The organism is Rhizomicrobium sp. (assembly GCF_056722145.1).
The window spans coordinates 16,850-37,234 of record NZ_JBWZET010000113.1 but is presented as its reverse complement, the minus strand read 5'-3'; the positions used below and the strand labels follow the sequence as shown (position 1 = coordinate 37,234).

Below are 20,385 nucleotides of genomic sequence, written 5' to 3'. Positions count from 1 at the left end.
GGATGACGATGCAGAACGGGTCGGCATCGGGCCGGCGGCAGGCGCGGAATGCTCCCGACTGGACCCACTGATTGTAGATCCGGCTTTCGACTTCCTGCGGGTTGAATGTCTTGTCGAGCATGAAAATCCCCTCTGACGGCCGGGCGGGTCCGCGAGACCCAAAAAGAAAATGCCCGGGCTGGGTGAAACCAGCCCGGACACCGATCCGTCAAGGGGTTATCCGGGCTGATCCCCGGATTACCCGAAAAATCAGCGCTTTGTTCCGCGTGCCTTGGCGACGCGGGCGACTTCCTCGCGTACGGCGCCTTCCAGCAGGGCCGGGAAGTGCTCGTCCATCCACTCGCGGATCAGCGGCTTCATGCGTTCGATCAGCTGCGGGGCGTTGGCACCCAGCCACTGCTTGACCACGGGTTCGAAGGCCTCGTGGACGGCGCGCTCAAACACCGCTTCCACCGATGCGCCCGAAGAGGCGGCCGACGGCAGCGGGTTGGAGACGTGCGCCGGCGCGGCGTAGTCCTCGTCCTGGTCCAGGGAGGCGAAAGCATCGTCGATCGATTTGCGGGTGCGGTCGGAGAAGATGTCGCCATTCCCAGACACGGGCGCCGGCTCTTCAATCGACTCGAACACGACATCGTTTTCCGGCACCGGGGCCGGTTCGACATAGGGCTCGGCAACGTGCTGCGGCGCCGGCGGCGGTTCGGGCGCAACTTCCTGGGTCAGATCCAGAATGTCGGCTTCCGGCTCCACGGGCATCGGTTCCGGCGCGGGCGCGGGCCTCGCCTCTGCGACAGGTGCTTGTTCGGGGGAATCCTCGGAAATGATCTTGCGAATGGAGGCGAGGATTTCCTCCATTGTCGGTTCGTGCTGAGGACTCGAAACCATGCGAAACTCCCGGCCGCCAGACTTACGTATGAGACCCTAGAACAGTTGATCCTAGAAGGCAAAGAACGAGTTAACATTCAGCATGGTACGCGCGAAATTTATCGTGATGCACTCATTCGCCGAAGCCGATCCAGCGGGCAGCGTTATCTTCGTAATGCGCTAACGGATCGTAAATCGTAACCTTCAGTCCCAGGTTTTTCGCGGTCAGAAGACCCGATGCTGCCAGCACCTGATACGCCGCTACCGTTGCGTCGCGGCGCGAGGTGACAAGCGCCACTTGAGCGTTGAGCAATTCCTGCTGCGCGTTAAGGACGTCGAGGACGGTCCGCCCGCCGACGCGTTGTTCCTTGCTGACGCCGGTGAACGCGATCTCGTTCGACCTTGCGGTGGCCTCGTTGGATTCAATATTGGCCAACGCCGCCTGATAAGTATTCCACGCCGTGGTGACAGCCGAGCGAACCTGCCGGTCGGTGACCGAGACATTGAGCTGGGCCTGGGCGCGAAGCTGCTTGGCCTGGCGCACCGCGGCCTGCTCGGCGCCGCCCTGGTAGATCGGGATGTTCACCTGCAACTGGGCGCCGACACCCTGGGTCACCTGCCCGGCCCCGAGCGCCGAGGCATAGGATTGCTGGGAATACTGGTAGCCGCCCTGGAGGTTGGCTTCCGGCAGCATGGCGCCGATGGCGTCGTCGACGGCGTAGTCGGCGGCCCTTTCCATCTCCTGGGCTTCGACCAGTGCCGGGTTTCCGTGATTGGCGCTCTGCTGGGCGGCGTCTTCGGTCCCGGGCACGACCGACGGATTGGCCGGGCGCTCGTCCAGGGTTTCGGCGGGCCGGCCGATCACCTGCAGGAAGCTGGCGCGGCTGATCGCAAGCTGGCCTTCGGCCGCTGTCAGTGCCGCCTGGGCGCCGGCCAGACGGGCTTCGGCCTGGGCGACATCGGTGCGGGTCAGCGATCCCGCTTTGAACTCGAGGGCGGTGGAGTCTTTCTGCCGCCGCAGCACGTCCACGTTGTGGTGGCGCAGGTTGACGATGGCCGTGTCGCGGACCACGTCCATGTAGGCGGTCACGGCCGTCAGCAGCACCGTCTGCTCGGACGCTTGAAGCTCTGCCCGTGCGGCGCGGACGTTGGCCTTGGCGCGCCCGATCTCGGCGTACGTGCGGCCGCCGCGGAACAGTTCCTGTTGCAGCCCGACCGTGGCCTGGATCGGATAGGTGACGGAACGGCCCTGACCGCTGACCTTTACGTTGTTATAGGCATAAGTACCGCTGGCCGAAATCGACGGCCGCCAATGGGCGTTAGCGATCGCGACGGTTTCATCAGTGGCACGCACCGAAGCCTGGGCGGCGGCAAGCTGAGGATTGGTGGTGTAGGCGACGCCGAGGGCTTCCATCAGCGAAAAACTGGCCGGGTCGGCATAGGCGGTCCCGCACAGCAACAAAGCGGCAGCGGCCCAGCCCAGGCGGCGCGAATATCCCATCATGATCCCCTCCGGTTCGAATCAGGCGAGCGGCCTGTTCGGCGGGCCGATGTGTCAGCCCGGCACGGGATGCATATAGGAAGCGGCGGCAGGTGCGGCAACGCCCTGCGGCACCTCGCACCGATGTCCCCGCGACAACCCGGCATAGCGTCCCGCGCAAGCTTCTGATATAGCCCGATCCTCTGAGGCGACGTGGCGGAGTGGTTACGCAACGGTCTGCAAAACCGTGTACTCCGGTTCAATTCCGGACGTCGCCTCCACTTCCCTTTCAAGGACTTAGCAGATTGGTCCGGGCTCTTCCCCGGCCGCCGTCCGGCTATGCGCGATTGTTGCGGACAAATCGCAAAACTGAGCGCGCGAAGCCGTCGGCTTCCTCGACGTGGACGAAGTGGCTGCTCTCCTGAAACACCTCCACGCTTCGGTTCGGCCCCTTCCGGAACACGGCGATTTGATCGGGAGTGGTGACGTAGTCGTAGGCGCCCTTGACCACCAGCGCCGGCGCGGTGATCCTCGCCAGCATCGGCCGCACATCTTCGAACAGGGTCGGATCCTGGCTGACCAGCTTATAATGGGTGTCGCACCGGCCCCACAGCGCACCCAACTTTGAAGCCTCCACCAGCTTCGGGAAGAAGCCGAACAGCTCCGGGTGATGGACATAGAGTTTGTCGCGGTCGGGGCCGAATTTCTGGCTGATCTCGACATAGGCCTGCACCTTGTCATGCGTCGACATCGTTGCGCTGGCTTTGGCGCGGGCGGCTATGGCCCCGGCCTTGTCGCCCTTGGTTTCGAGCAGGACGGCGCAGGCTTCAAGCATCGCCTGCACTGTATCCTCAGGATAGAATGGGCAGTTTTCGTAGATCAGCCCGGCGACCGCACTGGGATAGCGCGCCGCGTAGCGGGTAGCATAAGTGCCGCCGAAGGAATGGGCCCATAGCGTCCAGCGGCGGATACCCAATGTCAGGCGCAGCGCCTCCAGGTCTTCCACCAGATCGTCGACGGTGACCGACGTTACCGGATCAGAGCGCAGGACGCCGCGTTGATCGAGGCACAGTAGCCGCGCCGCCATGCCGAGGCGCTCGCCCTGGTAAACTCCGGCGTCGTAGCTGCCCGACCCGGGCCCTCCGTGGACATAGACGATCGGGGGCGCCCCCGAATCACCATAGGCGTCGACGAACAGGCGCGTCCCGCGGACGCTGACCAAGCTACCGGGTGGAGTGCCCGCCGACACCCGGGAAACCATGAACGCGGCGGGAACGGCGAGAAGCGAACGTCGGGACAGCATGAGCGAACCTCAAAGCGATCCCACCGGATGTAGGCGGCAATTTTTCCAGGAAAACGGGAGAAAACGCCGCAGTTTCAGCACCCGCCAAAATTGTTTCCCATTCGGAACAAGCTGTTAAGGGTTTGTTAACCTTATGGCGGCATCCTCCCCAAGTCTTCCCTTGAAGACACCCCACCATTACCCAACGCCTTGGGGCCAGGTTCAATCCTGGCCCTTTCTTTTTGCGCTATTCGCCAGTCGCATCAGCCTTTTTGCTGCGCTTACGCCAGCGGCCCCATCGCACTTCGAGTCGGCGGCGTCCACGGCGCACTTTTTTGCTGTCGACCGACAGCACCATCAGCCCCAGCGGCAGCATCCAGAACCCGACCACGGGCAGGAATCCGACGATCCCGCCCGCCACCAGCCCCGATCCCAGGAGCACGCGCTGCGTTTTTGACCCCGGGAGGGGGAATTTTCGGCGGCCAACCCGGATGCTGGCGCGTTTGTCGCGGTTTTCTGTCATGAAGTGGTTTGGTAAGCGGGACCGAGTTTGATATAGGCACGCCCCACGAGATGCGCTAGACAACGCGCCCTCAAGTGTTCCCCGGTAGCTCAGCGGTAGAGCAACCGGCTGTTAACCGGTTGGTCGGCGGTTCGAATCCGTCCCGGGGAGCCATTCTTTCAGACACCGCCGCTTACGACGCCCCTCCGGGGCGAACGCCATTTGCGGTTCAGTCGCAGACACCGGTCCACCGGAAATCGCGTGACAGCGTTGAGCGCCCTGCGGCTTGTGTTCGCCGAGGCCTGCGACGAGCCTTGGCGCCGTTTCGCAGCCTTGGGGGCCTCCATGCCGCTCGTCCGGACCGAAATCGCCGACCACGTCGGCACGCTGTTTCTCGACCATTACGCCAAGCGCAACGCCCTCTGCCGCCAGCTCGTGGAGGATGTCCAGGCAGCGGTCAGCCAGTTCCGCCAGGAGCGGGTGCGCGCGGTGGTGCTGCGCTCCGCTACCAACGAAAAGGTCTGGTCGGCGGGCCACGACGTCGACGAACTGCCCAAGGCCGGGATCGATCCCCTTCCCTATGGCGATCCGCTGGAACGGCTGCTGCGCGCCATCAAAACCTATCCGGCACCGGTGATCGCCATGCTGCACGGCTCGGTGTGGGGCGGCGCCTGCGAGCTGGTGATCGCCTGCGACATCGTTCTGGCCGATGAAACCGTGAGCTTTGCCATCACGCCGGCGAAACTGGGCGTGCCGTACAACGCGGCGGGGTTCCAGAATTTCATCAGCCGGCTGCCGCTGACCATCGTCAAGGAGATGTTCTTCACCGCCGATCCGATTACCGCCGAACGGGCCGAGCGCGTCGGCATCGTCAACCAGATCGTGCCGTCGGCCGAACTCGAGGCGCGCACCTATGCCATGGCCCGCACCATCGCCAAGCGCTCGCCGGCCGCGATTGCCGCCTACAAGGAGGCGATCCGGGTGCTGAGCGAAGCGGTGGCGGTCAATCCCGACACCTATGAATACCTGCACGGGCTGAGGCGCGACGTCTATTTCGGGCCGGATTATTGCGAGGGCATCGCCGCCTTCCGGGAAAAGCGCGAACCGAAATTCGGCGGCAATCCCTGAAAAGCACAAGGCCCGCCGGGGTGTGCGGGCCTTGCGTTTCTGCCGGTTCAGGGTCTTGACCGCGGACGGGGGGGGGAAATCCGCGGACGGGAGGAATGAACCGATCCCATGGAACGTGGGACATCGTCTTAACGGGAGATGGTTTAGTCCCCTTACGTTTCCACAGTCTGTCGCTTGGCTGAAAACGCCGTAACCTGCAGCGAATTCGTCAGTGCCGGGTTTCGAGCGTCAGGCGCAGTGTCTTCTTCTCGCCCGGTGCAAGGCGGAACGACCAGGTCAGGCCGTTGGGGGTCGCGATATGGCGCACGCTTTCGGCGACGACTTTGATCGTCTCCTGTACCGCCACACGATATTCGAAATCGATCGCCACAGCCTTGTGGTTCGCGATAACGATTTCGCCAGTGCCGCGCCTCACCTGATTGTCGCCGGACCCGATCTCTTGCTCGCTGATCTTCGTTTCCTGCACAGTGACGTCGAACGCCTGCCCCAGCTCCAGTTCGATTGGACTGCCTTCGGAATAATCGCGGAAATTGGCGCGCCCAAGCACGACCGGAGCGCCGTCGCCGGAGGCATCTGTCGCCGTGAACATGCCCGCGGGCAGCGCCAGACCGAGATGGTTCTCCTTGGTGTTCTTCATCCGCAGAGCGACCATGGCGGTGTGGTCGTCCTCATCGCCAGCCGGGGCGTAGTAATAAATCCGCTGGAACGGCACGTCCTTCTGGTCGAGCAGGTGAACAAGCTTGGTCTGCCGCGCCAGCACGTCGGTCGTGCCCTCGAGACTGTAGAGCTTGTAATCGCCGAGATCGCGCGAGGCGCGGAAGCCGGTCACCGCCACCGTTTCTATTTCGCCGCCAGCAACCCGTTTTTGCGCTTCCGCTATAGTTGCATCTGGAAACCGACCGACGTCCAGGGCTTGAATCACGTCTATTATATTCGATCGCAGGCGGGCCCAATTGATGTTCGTCGGCCAGCAGAGCCCCGTCCGCGCCACGCGCTGCGGCTCGACGGCACTATCTTCGTTTTCGGCGCGCTGCACCGTTCCGGCGATGATATCGAGCGGCGCATTGCGGAAACTGGTCTCGCTGGCATTCGTCAGCGTCACCCAGCCCGACAGATCAAGCCGGTCGCCGTGCAGCCGGGCGACGTAGTTGGCGGCCCAGTTCACCTGCATCGCCAGATAGCTGAGCGTGACGGTATAGCGACCGGCCTGGGGTGCATTGGTGCGGATCGACAAGGTCGGCGTGTCGCGCAGGCCGTCCGGCACTTTCGCGAAGATCAGGCTTTCCTTCAGCCCGCTGCACCCAACCGCCTCATAGCTGCCGCCGAAATCGAGCACCACGCCATTCGGTCCGGTGCGGACAACGGCCACGCGCTCCACCGGCTTACCGGTTTTGCGATCGATCCGCCGCAGCGTCACCGTTTCACCCACGGATTTCGCCAGCAGCGAGCCGGGCGACAACAGATCGTAATCGAAATTGCGTTCCAGCAGCGGCACCGGCAAGCCGTCGATCGCCGCCGTCTGCGGAATGATGGTGGAGGCGACGCCGCGAAATTCGATGGTGGCCGGTCCCGCCGGCACCTCCACCGTGCGCGTCTCGGAAACGAACACCAGCCCCTCTTGCGGATCGGGATCGCGGAACTCGGTGGGATCGCTCTCGCCGCCGGAATGGTAAACGGTGACGCGCACGCTGTCGGGCCGCTCCGAAACCTGGGCGGCGGACGGCAAGGCCAGCATCAGCCCCGCAAGGAGAAGCGCGCGCCTCAACATTGCGGGATCAGCCGGTGACGACGGTGAAGGTCAGAACCGTCTCGCCATTGGCGGGCACCGGAACGCTCCACCCCAGCGTCGAGGAATCGATGCGGCGGCCCTTGATGCTTTCCTTCTCGACATCGGCATCGTGCCACATGCCGCCCTGGCGGAATTCTACCGTCGCCGGCACCGCTTTGGCGTTGCGGAAGACATACGACATCGAATAGCGGGTTTTCCGGTTGCGATCGGTCAGCTCCGACGACACGACCGTCGCCTGGGCCGTGACGTCGAACGCCTCACCGATCTTGACCGCGACTTCCGATCCGGCCGGCGAATGATCGACCGTATTCTCGCCGATGAACTTGGCCTCGCCGGACGCATCGCGCATGTAAACGCGGATGGTGCCCTTGGGCAGGGCGCGGTCGCGGTTGGTGAAGTTCAGCACCACGTCGGCGTGATTGGGATTGGGATCGCCATTGAACCAGTTGGCGCGATACTCGTAGACCTTCTGCGTCTTGACGCCGGCAAGCTCGAGGAAGCTCACCTGCTTGGTCTGGTTCTCGGCGACGGTCAGCCGTTCCGGCAGATCGTAGAGCAGATAATCCGCCAACCCCTTTTCGCCCGAGGCCTGGCTGCCGGCGATCCTTGTGCCGTTTTGCGGCCGGTAATAGTTATTGGAATTGCTACCCGTCTCCATCGTCCCGGCGACGAGCTGGGTCTTGGCGTTCTTGTAGGATACGCCCGACTGATTGGTCAGCGTGATCCAACCCTGCAGGGTCATGGCGGAATGGCCTTCGTCGAACAGCGCGACGTAGTCGGCCTTCCAGTTCATACCGGTGGTGAGATAGCTGAGGGTCACGTCGCGCGGGCCGGCTTGCGCCGCCTGCACCGTCACCGACAGGGTCGGATTGGCGCGCAGGTTTTCCGGGATCGACGAGAACACCACGCGGGTCGGGATGCCGTCGTCGCGCAAGACCTCGATGCGGTCGCCGATCTTCAGCACGACGCCGTCGTTGACACTGAGCACGGTGGCGAGTTCCATGTGCTCCTGGCCGGTCGCCGGATTGGTGCGGACGATCTTGATCTGCTTGCCGACCGCCTTCTCCATCATCTTGGCGGGGGTCAACAGGTCGTAATCGAAATTCTGTTCCACAATGGCGAGGTCATGGGCGGTCAGCGCGACGGTTTCGGCGCGGATCTGTGCCGAGACGTTCTTGAATTCGAGCCGCTGGCGGCCGGCCGTGATGTCGAGGTGCCGCGTATCCTGCACCAGCGCCAGGTTCGAGTTGTAAATCGTCAGCGAGACGGTTTGCGCCGGATCGGCGGCGACGGCGGCAACCGCCAGTGCAGCGACCGAAGCTGCCGAGAAAAGCATACGACGCATGAAAGCCCCCCGTTTCCGCATCCGGCAGCAGAATCGCACCGGTTGGCGGCTTTGTCGAGGCCGGTTCTTACGACTTTTCCTGTGATAAGAACGCCTTGCAGCCGCGCCGGGGCGCCAGTACGGTTCGCAGCGAAGCCCGCTGGAACTACCGGATGGATTTTCGCCCCGACGCCCTCGCCGCCATCGGCAATACGCCGCTGATCCGGCTGCGCCGCGCCTCCGAAGCGACCGGCTGCGAAATCCTCGGCAAGGCTGAATTTTTCAATCCCGGCCAGTCGGTCAAGGATCGCGCCGCGCTCTACATCGTCAAGGACGCCATCGCCCGCGGGGCGCTGAAGCCGGGCGGCGTCATCGTGGAAGGCACGGCCGGCAACACCGGCATCGGGCTCGCCCTCGTCGCCAACGCCATGGGCTTCCGTACCGTGATCGTGATCCCGCAAACCCAGAGCCAGGAAAAGAAGGACGCGCTCCGGCTCTACGGCGCTGAGCTGATCGAAGTGCCGGCGGTGCCGTATCGCGATCCCAACAACTATGTGAAAATCTCCGGCCGCATCGCCGACGAGCTCGCCAACACCGAAGCGGCCGGCGCGATCTGGGCCAACCAGTTCGACAACACCGCCAACCGGCAGGCGCATGTCGAAACCACGGGGCCGGAAATCTGGGCCCAGACCAAGGGCCGCGTCGACGGCTTCGTGGCGGCGGTCGGCACCGGCGGCACACTGGCAGGCGTCGGCATGGCATTGAAGGAGAAAAGCCCGGCGGTGCGCGTGGTGGCCGCCGATCCGCTGGGCGCGGCGGTGTATTCCTGGATCAAGACCGGCGAACTCAAGGCGCACGGATCGTCGATTACCGAAGGCATCGGCCAGAATCGCGTCACCGCCAATCTCGACGGCGCGCCGATCGACGACGCCTATGAAATTCCCGACGAGGAAATGCTGCCGATCGTGTTCGACCTGTTGCAGCACGAAGGGCTTTGCGTCGGCGGTTCGACCGGCATCAATGTCGCAGGCGCAATCCGGCTGGCGAAGGAAATGGGCCCCGGACATACCATCGTAACGGTTCTCTGCGATTACGGAACGCGCTATCAGTCGAAGCTGTTCAATCCCGAATTCCTCACGTCGAAAAATCTGCCGACGCCGCCCTGGCTCACTCCCCGCCCCTCCATCAGGGTCCCGTTCGAAAAATGACTCCTCTCGTGAACCCGCTGTGGCTAGCCGAACGCCGCGCCGATCCGAATGTGAAAGTGCTCGACTGCTCCTGGTACATGCCCGCCGCCAAGCGCAATCCTGCTGCCGAGTTCGTCGCCGAGCACATACCGGGGGCGCAGTTCTTCGACATCGATGCGCAGTCCGACCGTTCCAGCCCCTACCCGCACATGCTGCCATCGCCGGAGAAATTTGCCACTGCGATGAGCGCTTACGGCATCGGCGACGACACGATGGTGATGGTCTACGACACCGCCCCGATGTTCTCGGCGCCGCGGGTGTGGTGGATGTTCCGCGCCTTCGGGCACGACAAGGTGGTGATCCTCGATGGCGGGCTCAACGCCTGGAAGGGCGTCGCCTACCCGGTGGTGGACCGCGCCACACCGCAGCAGCCGGCCGCGAGCTTCACCGCCCGCCGCGATCCGGCGCTGGTGCGCTCGTTCGAGGACATGCTGCGAATCGCCCGCGACGGCTCGGCCCAGATTCTCGACGCCCGCGGCGCACCCCGCTTCCATGCCCGCGAACCGGAGCCGCGCCCGGGAGTGCGGGGCGGTCACATTCCCGGGAGCAAGAACGTCCATTACGCCGAGCTGATTGCCCCCGACGGGACGCTAAAACCGGCCGCCGCGCTCACGGCCCTGTTCGAATCACGCGGGATCGATGTATCGGCATCGAGCGTCACGTCCTGCGGATCGGGTGTGACCGCCGCCATCCTGCTGCTGGCCCTGGAGGTCGCAGGCGCGCACGATGTCGCGCTTTACGATGGCTCATGGTCCGAATGGGGCGCTCGTCCCGAAGCGCCGGTCGAAACGGAATAGTTGCGATGAAGGGCTCGAAACGCCTCCTGCCGATGACGGTCACTTTCCTGGAGATGAAGGCCAAGCCGGCCGTCATTCCGCCGCCGCATCCGTCCACCAAAGTGGCGATCCTGCGGGCCGACAAACCGCCGGTGCACTTCTACCGCTATCTCTACAACACTATCGGCGAACCCTATTTCTGGGTCGATCGCCGCCGCATGGATGATCCCGCGCTGACCGAGCTGATGCACAACCCGCAGGTCGAGTTGTACGTCCTCTACGTTGACGGCAATCCGGCCGGCATGGCCGAACTCGATTTCCGCGAACCGCATGTCGGGCTGCTCGCCTATTTCGGACTGATGCCCGAGTTTATCGGCAAGCGGCTGGGGTACTATTTCCTCTACCACGCGGTGCAGAACGCGTGGTCGCGGTCGATCTCGACGCTTCTGGTTAACACCTGTACCCTCGACCATCCCCGGGCGCTGCCGCTCTACCAGCGGATGGGCTTCGTGCCCTATTCCCGCGAGGAACGCAGCGTCGAGTTGCTTTAACGCCGGTTTTACCGCAACACTGCCCCAAAAGACGCTGGCGCCCCGGCAGGGAGCGCGCCGCGTCGCATCGAGGGGTCCCAATGAGTACTGAAACCGCCACGCCGGCCGGCCACCAAAAGCTCTGGCACGGTCATCCGCACCTGTTGAAGCTGTTGTTCTCCACCGAGATGTGGGAGCGGTTTGGCTATTACGGCATGCGCGCGGTGCTGGTCCTGTATCTGGTCCAGCATTTCGTCTTCAGCGACAACGTCGCCAACGGACTTTATGGCGCCTTCGCTTCGCTGGTTTATCTGACGCCGCTGATCGGCGGCTTCATCGCCGACCAGTTCATCGGTCCCAAGCGGGCGGTGAAGACCGGCGCGATCCTGATGTCGATCGGCTACATGCTGCTCGCCTTCACCGGCGGCGATGCGGCCAAGCCGTTCGTCACGGTCGACGGCCATCGCTACGAAGTCCAGATCAAGGGCCGCGGCGAAGATGCGGTTCAGTACCTCGTCCAGAATGGCGCCGAGCACAAGATCGTCGGCAATTCGGACAAATCGATTTCCATCGTCGGCGCGACCGGCGCCCTGCCCGACAAAGTCGCCGACGGCCATTACAAATTCGACGGTCAGCGCAATCCGCTCACCGTCGTTCTGCTGTTCGTATCGCTGGCACTGGTGATCGTTGGCAACGGCTATTTCAAGCCCAACATCACCAACATTCTCGGCACCCTGTACGATCGCACCGACCGAAAACGCGACGCCGCCTACACCATCTTCTACATGGGCATCAATCTCGGCTCGATCATATCGCAGGCGCTGGTGCCGATGATCGCGATAGCCTGGGGCTATCAATGGGGATTTGCCTTTGCCGGCATCGGCATGTGCTTTGCCTGGGCCCGCTTCCAGTTCGCCGGGGCGGAACTGGCGCCCTACGGCAATCCGCCGGAGAATGCCAAGAACATCAATTTCCTGTTCTACGCCGGCACGCTGTGCGCCGTCCCGGTGGTTTGGTTCCTGCTCAACAACACCATGGTGACCGCCGCCATCGCGCGTGACGTCGCCGCCCAGGGCGTGTTCGCCTTCCTGATGTCGCAACCGATCCTCGGACAGGTGATGTTCGTCGCCTTCTTCGCCGCCATTATCGGCTTGCCGGTTTGGGCGTTTTTCACGCTCAAGCCGGAAGAGCGCAACCGCATGATCGTCGCCTGCGTCTTGACCTGCTTCTCGGTGGTGTTCTTCACCCTGTTCGAGCAGGCCGGATCGTCGCTGACGCTCTATGCCGACCGCAACACCGATCTCGTCATCATGGCGCCGATGCAGGTTCTGGCGCACGACATCCATCTGTGGAATTGGACGATCCCGGCGGTCTGGGGCTATGTCATGCCCGCCGGTCAGGTGCAGATATTCAACCCGCTGTTCATCGTCGGGTTTGCGCCGCTGTTCACCCTGACGTGGAACTGGTTCAACAAACACAATGTCGAGCCGAACGTGCCGGTTAAATTCGCGTTCGGCCTGATCCTGGTCGGCCTTGGCTTCCTGGCGCTGGTGTTCGGCTCCAAGTTCCACGGCGCCGATTTTCGCGTGCCGCTGTTCTGGCTGGTGTTCGCCTATTACCTGCATTCGATGGGTGAATTGTGCCTGTCGCCGGTGGGGCTTTCGGCGGTGTCGAAACTGTCGATCCCGAAACTGGTCGGCATGATGTTCGGCGTCTGGCTGATGGCATCCGCCGTCGCCCAGTACGTCGGGGGCATGGTCGCCCAGTTTGCCTCGACCGAGACGGTCGGCGGCAAGGTGCTGAACGCGCAGGTTTCGCTCGAGACCTATATGGGCGTGTTCCAGACCATCGGCGTTGCCGGCATCATTGCGGGCGTCGTCGCCCTGGCGCTGTCGCCGCTCCTCAAGCGCGGCATGCACGGGATCCGCTAAGCTTGCGCCGGGCATAAATCAGGGTTACGGCTGCCGTTTGAAGCATTTCAGGCGGCAGCCGTGAGCCATAAATCGAAAAAGCCCGAGACCATTGCCGCGTCGGCCGGACGGATGAGCGCCGAACATTTCGGCACCGTCAACACGCCGGTCTACCGCACCTCCACCATCTTGCATCCCGATTACGCTTCGCTGAAAGCCGAGGCTGAGGCGCGCTATTGCTACGGCCGCATCGGCACGCCGTCGACCGAGAGCTTCGAACGCGCCGTTGCGGAACTCGAAGGCGCCGCGCGCACCGTCAGTGTGCCGTCGGGGCTCAACGCCATCACCACGGCGATCCTCACCGTCGTCGCCGCTGGCGATCACGTCCTGATGACCGACAACGCCTACGGGCCGTCGCGCCGCTTCTGCAATGGCGCGCTGAAGCGCATGGGCGTGGAGACGACCTATTTCGATCCCACTATCGGCGCCGGCATCGAAGCGCTGTTCAAACCCAATACCAAGCTGGTGTTCTGTGAGAGCCCCGGTTCGCTCACTTTCGAGGTCTCCGACATTCCCGCCATCGCCGAAGTCGCGCACAAGCACGGAGCCGCCGTTGCGATGGACAATACCTGGGCGACGCCGGTCTATTTCCCGGCCCTCAAGCGCGGTGTCGATTTTTCCATTCAGGCGGCAACCAAATACATCGGCGGCCATTCCGACGTGATGATGGGCACGATCAGCGTCAGCGAAGAACACGCCAAGCGCCTTGAAACCTTCGTCCACGATATGGGCATCTTTGCCAGCCCCGATGATTGCTTTCTCGCGTTGCGCGGCCTTCGCACCCTGCCCGTCCGTCTCGCCCGCCACTGGGGCAACGGCCTGACTCTGGCGCGCTGGCTGAAGGACCGGCCCGAGGTATCGCGCGTGCTGCATCCGGCGCTCGAAAGCGATCCCGGCAACAAGCTGTGGAAGCGCGATTTCACCGGCGCCTGTGGCCTGTTCGGCGTTGTGCTCAATCCGATCAGCGAAGCCAAGCTTGCCGCCTTCATGGACGGGCTCGCCCATTTCGGCCTCGGCTATTCCTGGGGCGGCTATGAGAGCCTGATGATCCCGGCGCACTTCGTACGTACCGCGACGAAATTCGCTGCCGACGGTCCCGTCATCCGCATTCACGCCGGCCTGGAAGACGCCGGCGACCTCATCGCCGATCTCGAAACCGGATTCGCCCGCATGGAGGCCGCATGACCGACGTGATCAATCGCGAGAAATTCCTCAACGCGGTGAAATTCAACCCCGAGGGTCTGGTGCCCGTTATTGCGCAAAGCAGTTCCACCGGCGCGGTGCTGATGATGGCGTGGATGACGCGCCATACGCTGGAAGAAACGCTGGCGACCGGTCACGTCACCTATTGGTCGCGCTCGCGCCAGAAGGTTTGGCGCAAAGGCGAAAGCTCGGGCAACGTTCAGCGCCTGGTGGAGGCCTTCGTCGATTGCGATGGCGACACCTTGCTGCTGCGCGTCGACCAGCTCGGCCCCGCCTGCCACACCGGCGCGCCGACATGCTTTTATCGGCAGTTGGGCGAATGATCAGGCGAAATACTGTGCCAGATGCTCGTTGAGGAACTTGTCCTTCGGATCGAGCTTTTTGCGCAGGGCGATGAAGTCGCCGAGCTTGGGATAATAGGCTTCGGCTTCGGCGCGGGACATGGTGTGGTGCTGGCCCCAATGTGGCCGGCCGCCGTAGCTTTTGAGGATCGCTTCGCAGGTGCCGAACAGCGGCTTGGAATCGACCTTGGCGTATTGGTGCACGGCGATGGTGGCGCTGTCGCGGCCGTAGAACGGGCTCAGCCAAACATCGTCGGATCGCACCGTGCGCAGCGCGATCGGAAAGCTGGTGGTCAGCTTCTTCTTGCGGATGGCTTCGACAATCTCCTGTAGCGCGTCGGCGCCCTTGTGGTAGGGAACCGCATACTCCATGCCGTTGAACTTGACGGTGCGCGGCGTCGGAAACAGTTCGTGGCTCCAGCGCACCTTCTGCTTGCGCCCCATCATCGCGCCGAACAGTTTGTGCGCCGGCGCGCCAAGTCCCGGCATCAGCCGCAGCAATTCAGCGCCGCCGGCAAAGAGGTATTCCTGCGGCCGCCGGATTTCGCCGCGGGCATAAAGCGTGCGGGCGCTGTGGCGGGTGGGCGCGTTGGCCTCGGTCTCGTTGAGCGACTTGCACACTACCGCATCGCTGTAGGGGAACCAGAAGAACTCGATATGCCGATTGGCGCCGACCATGCCGTCGAGCTGGCGGAAGACATCCTTGGCCGGCCGCGAAAAATAGCGCCGCTGCAGCTTGTAGACCGGCTCCACCGCCATATCGATCTCGGTCATCACCCCGAACAGCCCGAGCGCGAGCCGTCCAGCGGCGAATATCTCGGCGTTCTCATCGGGCGAGCAATGCAACACTTCGCCAGTGGTGGTGAGAAGGCGGAAGCTCGCGACATCGGCGGAGAAACTGCCGTAGCGCGAGCCGGTGCCGTGGGTGCCGGTGGCGACGGCGCCGCCCAGCGTCTGGCGATCGGTGTCGCCCATATTCTTGAGCGCGTAGCCGAGCGGATGCAGCAGCGAACCCAGGCCCCACAGCGGCTGCGCCGCCGCAATGGTGGCCACCTCGCGTTCTGGATCGAACCCCTTGAGCCCGGTGAAGGCGGCGAGATCGACCAGTGTGCCGTCGGTCTGGTTCAGCGGCGTGAAGGAATGACCGGCACCCGGGAACCGCACATGGCCTTCAGGCTTGCGCACCGCGACGGCGAGATCGACTTCGTCCTGCGGCGAGACGACGGCTCGCGGCCGGAAGCTGACGCTCCCTGACCAGTTTGACCACTTGCCGCCGACGATTTTCATGACGCCCGTTTAATCCGAACCGGCGGCGCTTGTAGCTTTTCGTGCAGCTACGTCAACGGGCGTCAAAGAGTAGCGCCTTGACCCGGTTGCATATCCGGATTGCACGTTTCAAGGGCGGCTCGCCGAGCGGAAGCGGCGCTGGCCGAGGAAATCTCTCCGAGTTGTCGTGGCGATAATGAACATCTCCACCGCGACGCGGCGCAGACTGGTGACCCCGGCGTGACTCGAACACGCAACCTGCGGCTTAGAAGGCAGCTGCTCTATCCAGTTGAGCTACGGGGCCGAACTATCCTGGACCGCGGGTCAGTGCGACCAGGGAACTTTCCTATCATAACGGAAGTTGTCGGCGTAGGCCTTGGGCTTCGGCGTCGCTCTCAACGGCTCGAACAGGTCGAAGGCGATGTTGTGCTTCTCGGCGTAGGCGGTCGCCTCGTCCTTGGTGTCGAATTCCATCTGGACTTGCGACAGCATGTCCGAAGAGCTGGTCCAGCCCATCAACGGATCGATCCGCCGCGGCGAGGCCGGTTCGAACTCGAGCACCCAGGCCTTGGTGCGGGCCTTGCCCGACTGCATCGCATTGCGGGTCGGCTGATAAATGCGTGCGCGCATGGGATGCCTCCTGATCTGTTCCGTCCAAGCCAACAAGGACAGGCTCGCCGAGCCGAAACTCGCACCAACCGGTCCGCCTTCGCCGAAGTGGCTTCGGCGCGTCAGCCTTCCCTCGCCTTCGCGAGCGCAGGCTGGTCGGGGCGGAGTGATTCGAACACTCGACCCTCTGCTCCCAAAGCAGATGCGCTACCAGGCTGCGCTACGCCCCGATTCCTGGTTGAGGGCTGGCGACTGCCGCCGCGTCCGCTCCATGTACCGACCGGATCAACCGGACGGCAGGCGGAAAATGGCCAAGTCGCAGCGGCGGGTCAAGCGCCGCGAGCAAATGCGTGGCGCTTCGCCTACTGGGCGTTGCGGAAAATCGCGGCGTGAACCTTGGCGCCTTGGACGATGCCGAGTTCACGCGCGCGTCCGCCATTGATTTCGAGCACCGCCTGCACCGGCTCGCTCGACGATACCGGATCTTCCGAATACGGCACCGCGTTCTCGGCGATCGTCGAGATGGTTCCGTCGGCCTTGATGAACAGCATGTCGAGCGGCAGCACCGTGTTCTTCATCCAGAAGGAGCGCAGATCCTCTTTCTGGAAATCGAACAGCATGCCCTCGTTGGCACCCATCTTGGTGCGGTACATCAACCCGGTGCGGCGGCTGTCGTCGGTGGTTGCCATTTCGACGGTGAAATGGGCCGGACCGGACGGTGTGTCGATGACGATTTCGGCTTTCGGCAGACCCGATTGCGGCTGCTCGGCCGGCGAACAACCCGACAAGAAAACCAGGGCCGCGAGGGCCACCAACAAACGGCGCATGATTCAACTCCCGCCCGACGCAACGCGGTTCCCATACGCCATTTCTTTTCGATTCAGGAGTCCAGAACGGTGATTTCCGCCGCCAGTTCGCCCTTCGGCCCGTCGCCGGCGCGTACCCGCACCCGCTGACCTTGGCGCAGCTCGCGAATGCCGCTGCGCCGCAGCGTTTCCATGTGGACGAACACATCGGGCGTATCTGGACCGCGGCTGACGAAACCGTAACCCTTGCCGCGATTGAACCACTTGACCGTGGCATCGAATGCCGGACCGCGCGCTTCGGCGGTATACCGGGGCGTGCGCTGCGACGACGCTTCCACCGGCTGGGCGGTCGAGTTGTCGAGCGAGATCAGCCGCCGCGCCTGCAGCCCCTTGGGACCCTGCACGGCTTCGCAGACGACGTGAGCACCTTCGTAGGCCGCCTTGAAACCAGATTGGCGGACGCACGTCTGATGCAGGAGGATGTCGCCCTGAGCGCCGCTACTCGGCTTGATGAACCCATACCCTTTGGCAATGTCGAACCACTTGATCTGGCCGACGACTTCCAAAGTCGCAAGATTTGCTTCCGGCGCCATTTCGGCGGCAACGCTAGTTTCCATCCCCAATCCCCGAACTCATGCCCACACTCTGTATGGTAAAAATAAGGTTAACATAGCTCCCCTAGGGAGTGAAGCCAAACTGTCGCACAGTAGACACGAAAGTTCAATCTGCGATTGCATCTCATTCACCGTTAAATATTGAGGATTTTCATGGACATACAGGGAACCTCCCGAATACCTGCCTCGCTGGAGATGGTATGGGCGGCGCTCAACGACCCGGTCGTCCTGGCCCAATGCGTCGACGGTTGCGACAGTTTCGAACAAGTCGATCCTGCACAGTTTGCGGCGACCGGATCGATCCGGGTTGGTCCAGTACGATCGCGGATCGCCATCAACCTTACCATTACGGAGAAAGAACCGCCGACTCGCGCCGTTTTGCGCCTCACGGCCCGCGGTTCGCTCGGGCGCGCCGAGGCCGTCGCGACCATTCATCTCACCGCCACCGACGAAGGCACGAATCTCGACTATCAGGCCCATGCCGTGTTCGGCGGTCAGCTCGGGCGCTTCGCAACACGCTGGGCTGACGGCGCTGCGCAAGAGCTGCTCGACACGTTTTTCGCCCGCTTTGTCGCCGCTATTCCGGCCGAAACGCCGATCGTCGGCAAGCCTGCCTCGCCGTCCATCCTGCGTCCCGCGCCAGTCGTCGCAGCGCCGCGTACCAAGGCAGTGTGGATCGGCATTGGCGCAGCCGCGGGCGCGACGGTCACGGCGGCCGTCGCCCTGCTTCTCTGCCGCAACCGCCGTTCTTGAACGCACTTGATCGGAACGGCGCCGGCGCGCAGGAACTCCGCAACGAAAGGTCATGCCATGGCTCCCGATCCGCTCTTCGACGCTGAACGCTGGCTCACCGAGGGCCGCAGGGTCGCGCTGGCGACGGTCCTCTCGACTTGGGGATCGGCGCCGCGCCAGCCCGGCAGTCAGATGGCGATCCGTGACGATGGCGTTTTCACCGGTTCGGTCTCCGCCGGCTGTGTCGAGGGGGCGGTGGTCGACGCGGCGCTGACGGCGCTGGCCGATGGCGAACGCAAGCGCCTGGCGTATGGCGTCGAGAATGCGACGGCGTGGGCGGCGGGTCTGACCTGCGGCGGCCGCATTGACATCCTCGTCGAGCCGCTCACCACCGACGCGGCGCGCGCCAGCGTAACGGCACTGAATGCATGCCGCCGCCGTCACAGGCCGGCTGTACGTGGTACCAACCTTGTTACCGGCGACTGCTGCGTGATCGATCCGCAGGAGGATGAAACAGCCCTCGGCGCCGATGCCCGCAACGCCGCTCGCCTCGATCGCAGCGGCGAGGTGGCATGCGAGGGAACACCGTGGCTGCTCGTTGTCGCCAATCCCCCGGTCGATCTCGTGTTGGTCGGCGCCGTCCACATCGCCCAGGCGCTGGTGCGCTTCGCCGTCCCGCTGGGCTACAGCCTGCGCGTCATCGATCCCCGCCAGGGTTTTGCCAGCGCAGCGCGCTTTCCCGGACTGCCTCTCAGCCACGACTATCCGGACGACGCCCTCGCCCGCTCCCCGTTGTCGGCGCGCAGCGCCGTGGTGGCGCTCGCCCATGATCCCAAGATCGACGATCCCGCCCTGATCGCCGCACTGCGGTCGCCGGCCTTTTATGTCGGCGCCCTCGGCTCGCAGAAAACGCAAAGCGCCAGGCGCGAGCGGCTGGCGGCGGCCGGATTCGGCCCCGGCGATCTCGCCCGGCTGCATGGTCCGGTGGGGCTATCCATCGGCTCCAAGACGCCCGAAGAGATCGCCGTGTCGATCGTCGCCGAGATCATTGCGACTCTGCACGGTCGTTAGCTTTGTTGCCCGTCCTTGGCGCGGGCATTTCGCGGCTGCAGTTCGGCCGGCGTCAGCACGCCGTCGTGGTTCTTGTCGAGTTTGTCGAACAGCGCTTCGTCCTGGGCGGCGAATTCCTGGATCGTCAGCAATCCGTCCTCGTCAGCATCCAGTTTGCGGAATAGCCGCACGTTGGCAACGGCATAGCGCTCCTCTTCGCCCTTCACGAACGCCTCCAGCCCCATCGTCTGCGAACCACCGGCGCTCTGGGCAAACCGCTTTGCAATCGCGGCATCGAGTTCGGCGCGGGTGACGCGGCCGTCCATGTTGGTGTCGTTCTCACGGCAGAACGCCGCCAGGCCGCCGCCACTGACCCCGCGCATCGCCTGGTCGCGCACCGAGCACGACACGAAGCCGGCACCGTCGCGATCAAGTTGGACGAAGCGCACCCGCTGCGCCGCGCCGTATTCGGCCAGCGTCAGCTTGCCGTCGCCGTTCCAGTCGAGGCGATGGAACATGGCTTCGTTGGATTTGCGGAATTCGGCCATGCGCTCCGCCATGAACTGCTCGAGCGACATGGTCGGGGCGTTGTGGGTCGCCGAGGCGAACCGCCAGCCAAGCACATTGTTCATCTCGGCGCGGGTGACGCGGCCGTCCTGGTTGCGGTCGAAATCGCGGAGGAAGCGCTGGGCGCCCCGCTCTGTATTGCGCTCGAAACCCTGCATTGGTCCGTCGGTTTGGGGATTTGCCGCCCAGGCCGCGCCCACCAGCAACACTGCGCCCAACGCCCACGCCAGTCTCGTCGTCGTGCTCATAGGAAGCCCCTTTTAAGTGCATGGGGAATATCGCGCTCCGGTTGTCTCGGAACTTTTCCA

20 protein-coding genes and 4 tRNA genes are annotated in these 20,385 nt (G+C 63.7%); 11 read left to right on the top strand and 13 right to left on the bottom strand.

Annotated features, from left to right (window positions below):
* Positions 1-249: 249 nt before the first annotated feature.
* Positions 250-852: a DUF2497 domain-containing protein gene (locus AC1P6P_RS06380; protein ID WP_481401594.1), complete on the bottom strand. Its 603-nt coding sequence runs from the start codon at positions 850-852 to the stop codon at positions 250-252.
* Between the two features lie 142 nt (positions 853-994).
* Positions 995-2,365, bottom strand: coding sequence for a TolC family outer membrane protein (locus AC1P6P_RS06375; protein WP_481401593.1), 1,371 nt, complete (start codon positions 2,363-2,365; stop codon positions 995-997).
* Positions 2,366-2,548: 183 nt separating this feature from the next.
* On the opposite strand from AC1P6P_RS06375, the gene AC1P6P_RS06370 reads away from it, so the two are divergent.
* Positions 2,549-2,622, top strand: a tRNA-Cys gene (locus tag AC1P6P_RS06370).
* A gap of 56 nt (positions 2,623-2,678) precedes the next feature.
* On the opposite strand, the gene AC1P6P_RS06365 is transcribed toward AC1P6P_RS06370, so the two are convergent.
* A complete protein-coding gene (locus AC1P6P_RS06365; RefSeq protein WP_481401592.1) occupies positions 2,679-3,644 on the bottom strand; it encodes an alpha/beta fold hydrolase in 966 nt (321 codons plus the stop codon).
* Between the two features lie 226 nt (positions 3,645-3,870).
* Positions 3,871-4,146 (bottom strand): hypothetical protein, encoded by a 276-nt coding sequence (locus AC1P6P_RS06360; protein ID WP_481401591.1) that lies wholly within the window; start codon positions 4,144-4,146, stop codon positions 3,871-3,873.
* A gap of 78 nt (positions 4,147-4,224) precedes the next feature.
* Here AC1P6P_RS06360 and AC1P6P_RS06355 point away from each other — a divergent pair.
* Both AC1P6P_RS06355 and scpB read left to right on the top strand, forming a co-directional pair.
* Positions 4,225-4,299, top strand: a tRNA-Asn gene (locus AC1P6P_RS06355).
* Between the two features lie 171 nt (positions 4,300-4,470).
* On the top strand, positions 4,471-5,253 hold the full coding sequence (scpB, locus tag AC1P6P_RS06350) for a methylmalonyl-CoA decarboxylase (RefSeq protein WP_481401590.1): 783 nt from the start codon (positions 4,471-4,473) through the stop codon (positions 5,251-5,253).
* A 208-nt stretch (positions 5,254-5,461) separates the two neighbouring features.
* Here the strand turns inward: scpB and AC1P6P_RS06345 are convergent, their stop codons facing one another.
* Together AC1P6P_RS06345 and AC1P6P_RS06340 are read right to left on the bottom strand one after the other, a co-directional pair.
* Positions 5,462-6,988 carry a DUF4139 domain-containing protein gene (locus tag AC1P6P_RS06345; RefSeq protein WP_481401589.1) on the bottom strand — a complete coding sequence of 509 codons (1,527 nt, stop codon included), beginning with the start codon at positions 6,986-6,988 and terminating at the stop codon, positions 5,462-5,464.
* A gap of 40 nt (positions 6,989-7,028) precedes the next feature.
* Positions 7,029-8,387 (bottom strand): DUF4139 domain-containing protein, encoded by a 1,359-nt coding sequence (locus tag AC1P6P_RS06340; RefSeq protein ID WP_481401588.1) that lies wholly within the window; start codon positions 8,385-8,387, stop codon positions 7,029-7,031.
* 152 nt (positions 8,388-8,539) lie between these two features.
* Here AC1P6P_RS06340 and AC1P6P_RS06335 point away from each other — a divergent pair, with 152 nt between their 5' ends.
* The 6 genes from AC1P6P_RS06335 (at position 8,540) to hisI (ending at position 14,415) form a co-directional block, all read left to right on the top strand.
* Positions 8,540-9,574, top strand: coding sequence for a cysteine synthase A (locus AC1P6P_RS06335; RefSeq protein ID WP_481401596.1), 1,035 nt, complete (start codon positions 8,540-8,542; stop codon positions 9,572-9,574).
* On the top strand, positions 9,571-10,410 hold the full coding sequence (gene sseA / locus AC1P6P_RS06330) for a 3-mercaptopyruvate sulfurtransferase (RefSeq protein WP_481401587.1): 840 nt from the start codon (positions 9,571-9,573) through the stop codon (positions 10,408-10,410). Before AC1P6P_RS06335 ends, sseA begins: the two co-directional genes overlap by 4 nt.
* Before the next feature lie 5 nt (positions 10,411-10,415).
* Positions 10,416-10,940, top strand: a complete 525-nt coding sequence (locus AC1P6P_RS06325; protein ID WP_481401586.1) for a GNAT family N-acetyltransferase — start codon at positions 10,416-10,418, stop codon at positions 10,938-10,940.
* Positions 10,941-11,020: 80 nt separating this feature from the next.
* Positions 11,021-12,850, top strand: coding sequence for a peptide MFS transporter (locus AC1P6P_RS06320; protein WP_481401585.1), 1,830 nt, complete (start codon positions 11,021-11,023; stop codon positions 12,848-12,850).
* Between the two features lie 60 nt (positions 12,851-12,910).
* Positions 12,911-14,074 carry a cystathionine beta-lyase gene (metC, locus tag AC1P6P_RS06315; protein WP_481401584.1) on the top strand — a complete coding sequence of 388 codons (1,164 nt, stop codon included), beginning with the start codon at positions 12,911-12,913 and terminating at the stop codon, positions 14,072-14,074.
* Positions 14,071-14,415: a phosphoribosyl-AMP cyclohydrolase gene (hisI, locus tag AC1P6P_RS06310; protein WP_481401583.1), complete on the top strand. Its 345-nt coding sequence runs from the start codon at positions 14,071-14,073 to the stop codon at positions 14,413-14,415. The genes metC and hisI overlap by 4 nt, the downstream gene beginning before the upstream one ends.
* On the opposite strand, the gene AC1P6P_RS06305 is transcribed toward hisI, so the two are convergent.
* From AC1P6P_RS06305 to AC1P6P_RS06280, 6 genes are all read right to left on the bottom strand, one after another.
* Complete coding sequence (locus tag AC1P6P_RS06305; protein WP_481401582.1) at positions 14,416-15,720, bottom strand: D-arabinono-1,4-lactone oxidase; 1,305 nt, start codon at positions 15,718-15,720, stop codon at positions 14,416-14,418.
* A 206-nt stretch (positions 15,721-15,926) separates the two neighbouring features.
* Positions 15,927-16,003, bottom strand: a tRNA-Arg gene (locus tag AC1P6P_RS06300).
* Between the two features lie 20 nt (positions 16,004-16,023).
* On the bottom strand, positions 16,024-16,329 hold the full coding sequence (locus AC1P6P_RS06295) for an ETC complex I subunit (protein WP_481401581.1): 306 nt from the start codon (positions 16,327-16,329) through the stop codon (positions 16,024-16,026).
* A gap of 132 nt (positions 16,330-16,461) precedes the next feature.
* Positions 16,462-16,538: transfer RNA gene (locus tag AC1P6P_RS06290), tRNA-Pro, on the bottom strand.
* A gap of 132 nt (positions 16,539-16,670) precedes the next feature.
* Positions 16,671-17,135: a DUF192 domain-containing protein gene (locus AC1P6P_RS06285; RefSeq protein WP_481401580.1), complete on the bottom strand. Its 465-nt coding sequence runs from the start codon at positions 17,133-17,135 to the stop codon at positions 16,671-16,673.
* 53 nt (positions 17,136-17,188) lie between these two features.
* Positions 17,189-17,731: a cold-shock protein gene (locus tag AC1P6P_RS06280; protein ID WP_481401579.1), complete on the bottom strand. Its 543-nt coding sequence runs from the start codon at positions 17,729-17,731 to the stop codon at positions 17,189-17,191.
* Positions 17,732-17,881: 150 nt separating this feature from the next.
* Here AC1P6P_RS06280 and AC1P6P_RS06275 point away from each other — a divergent pair, with 150 nt between their 5' ends.
* Both AC1P6P_RS06275 and AC1P6P_RS06270 read left to right on the top strand, forming a co-directional pair.
* Positions 17,882-18,481, top strand: coding sequence for an SRPBCC family protein (locus AC1P6P_RS06275; RefSeq protein WP_481401578.1), 600 nt, complete (start codon positions 17,882-17,884; stop codon positions 18,479-18,481).
* Positions 18,482-18,538: 57 nt separating this feature from the next.
* Positions 18,539-19,531: an XdhC family protein gene (locus AC1P6P_RS06270; protein WP_481401577.1), complete on the top strand. Its 993-nt coding sequence runs from the start codon at positions 18,539-18,541 to the stop codon at positions 19,529-19,531.
* On the opposite strand, the gene AC1P6P_RS06265 is transcribed toward AC1P6P_RS06270, so the two are convergent.
* Positions 19,528-20,325 carry a hypothetical protein gene (locus tag AC1P6P_RS06265; RefSeq protein WP_481401576.1) on the bottom strand — a complete coding sequence of 266 codons (798 nt, stop codon included), beginning with the start codon at positions 20,323-20,325 and terminating at the stop codon, positions 19,528-19,530. The two genes, AC1P6P_RS06270 and AC1P6P_RS06265, sit on opposite strands and share 4 nt — an antisense overlap.
* Positions 20,326-20,385 lie beyond the last annotated feature (60 nt).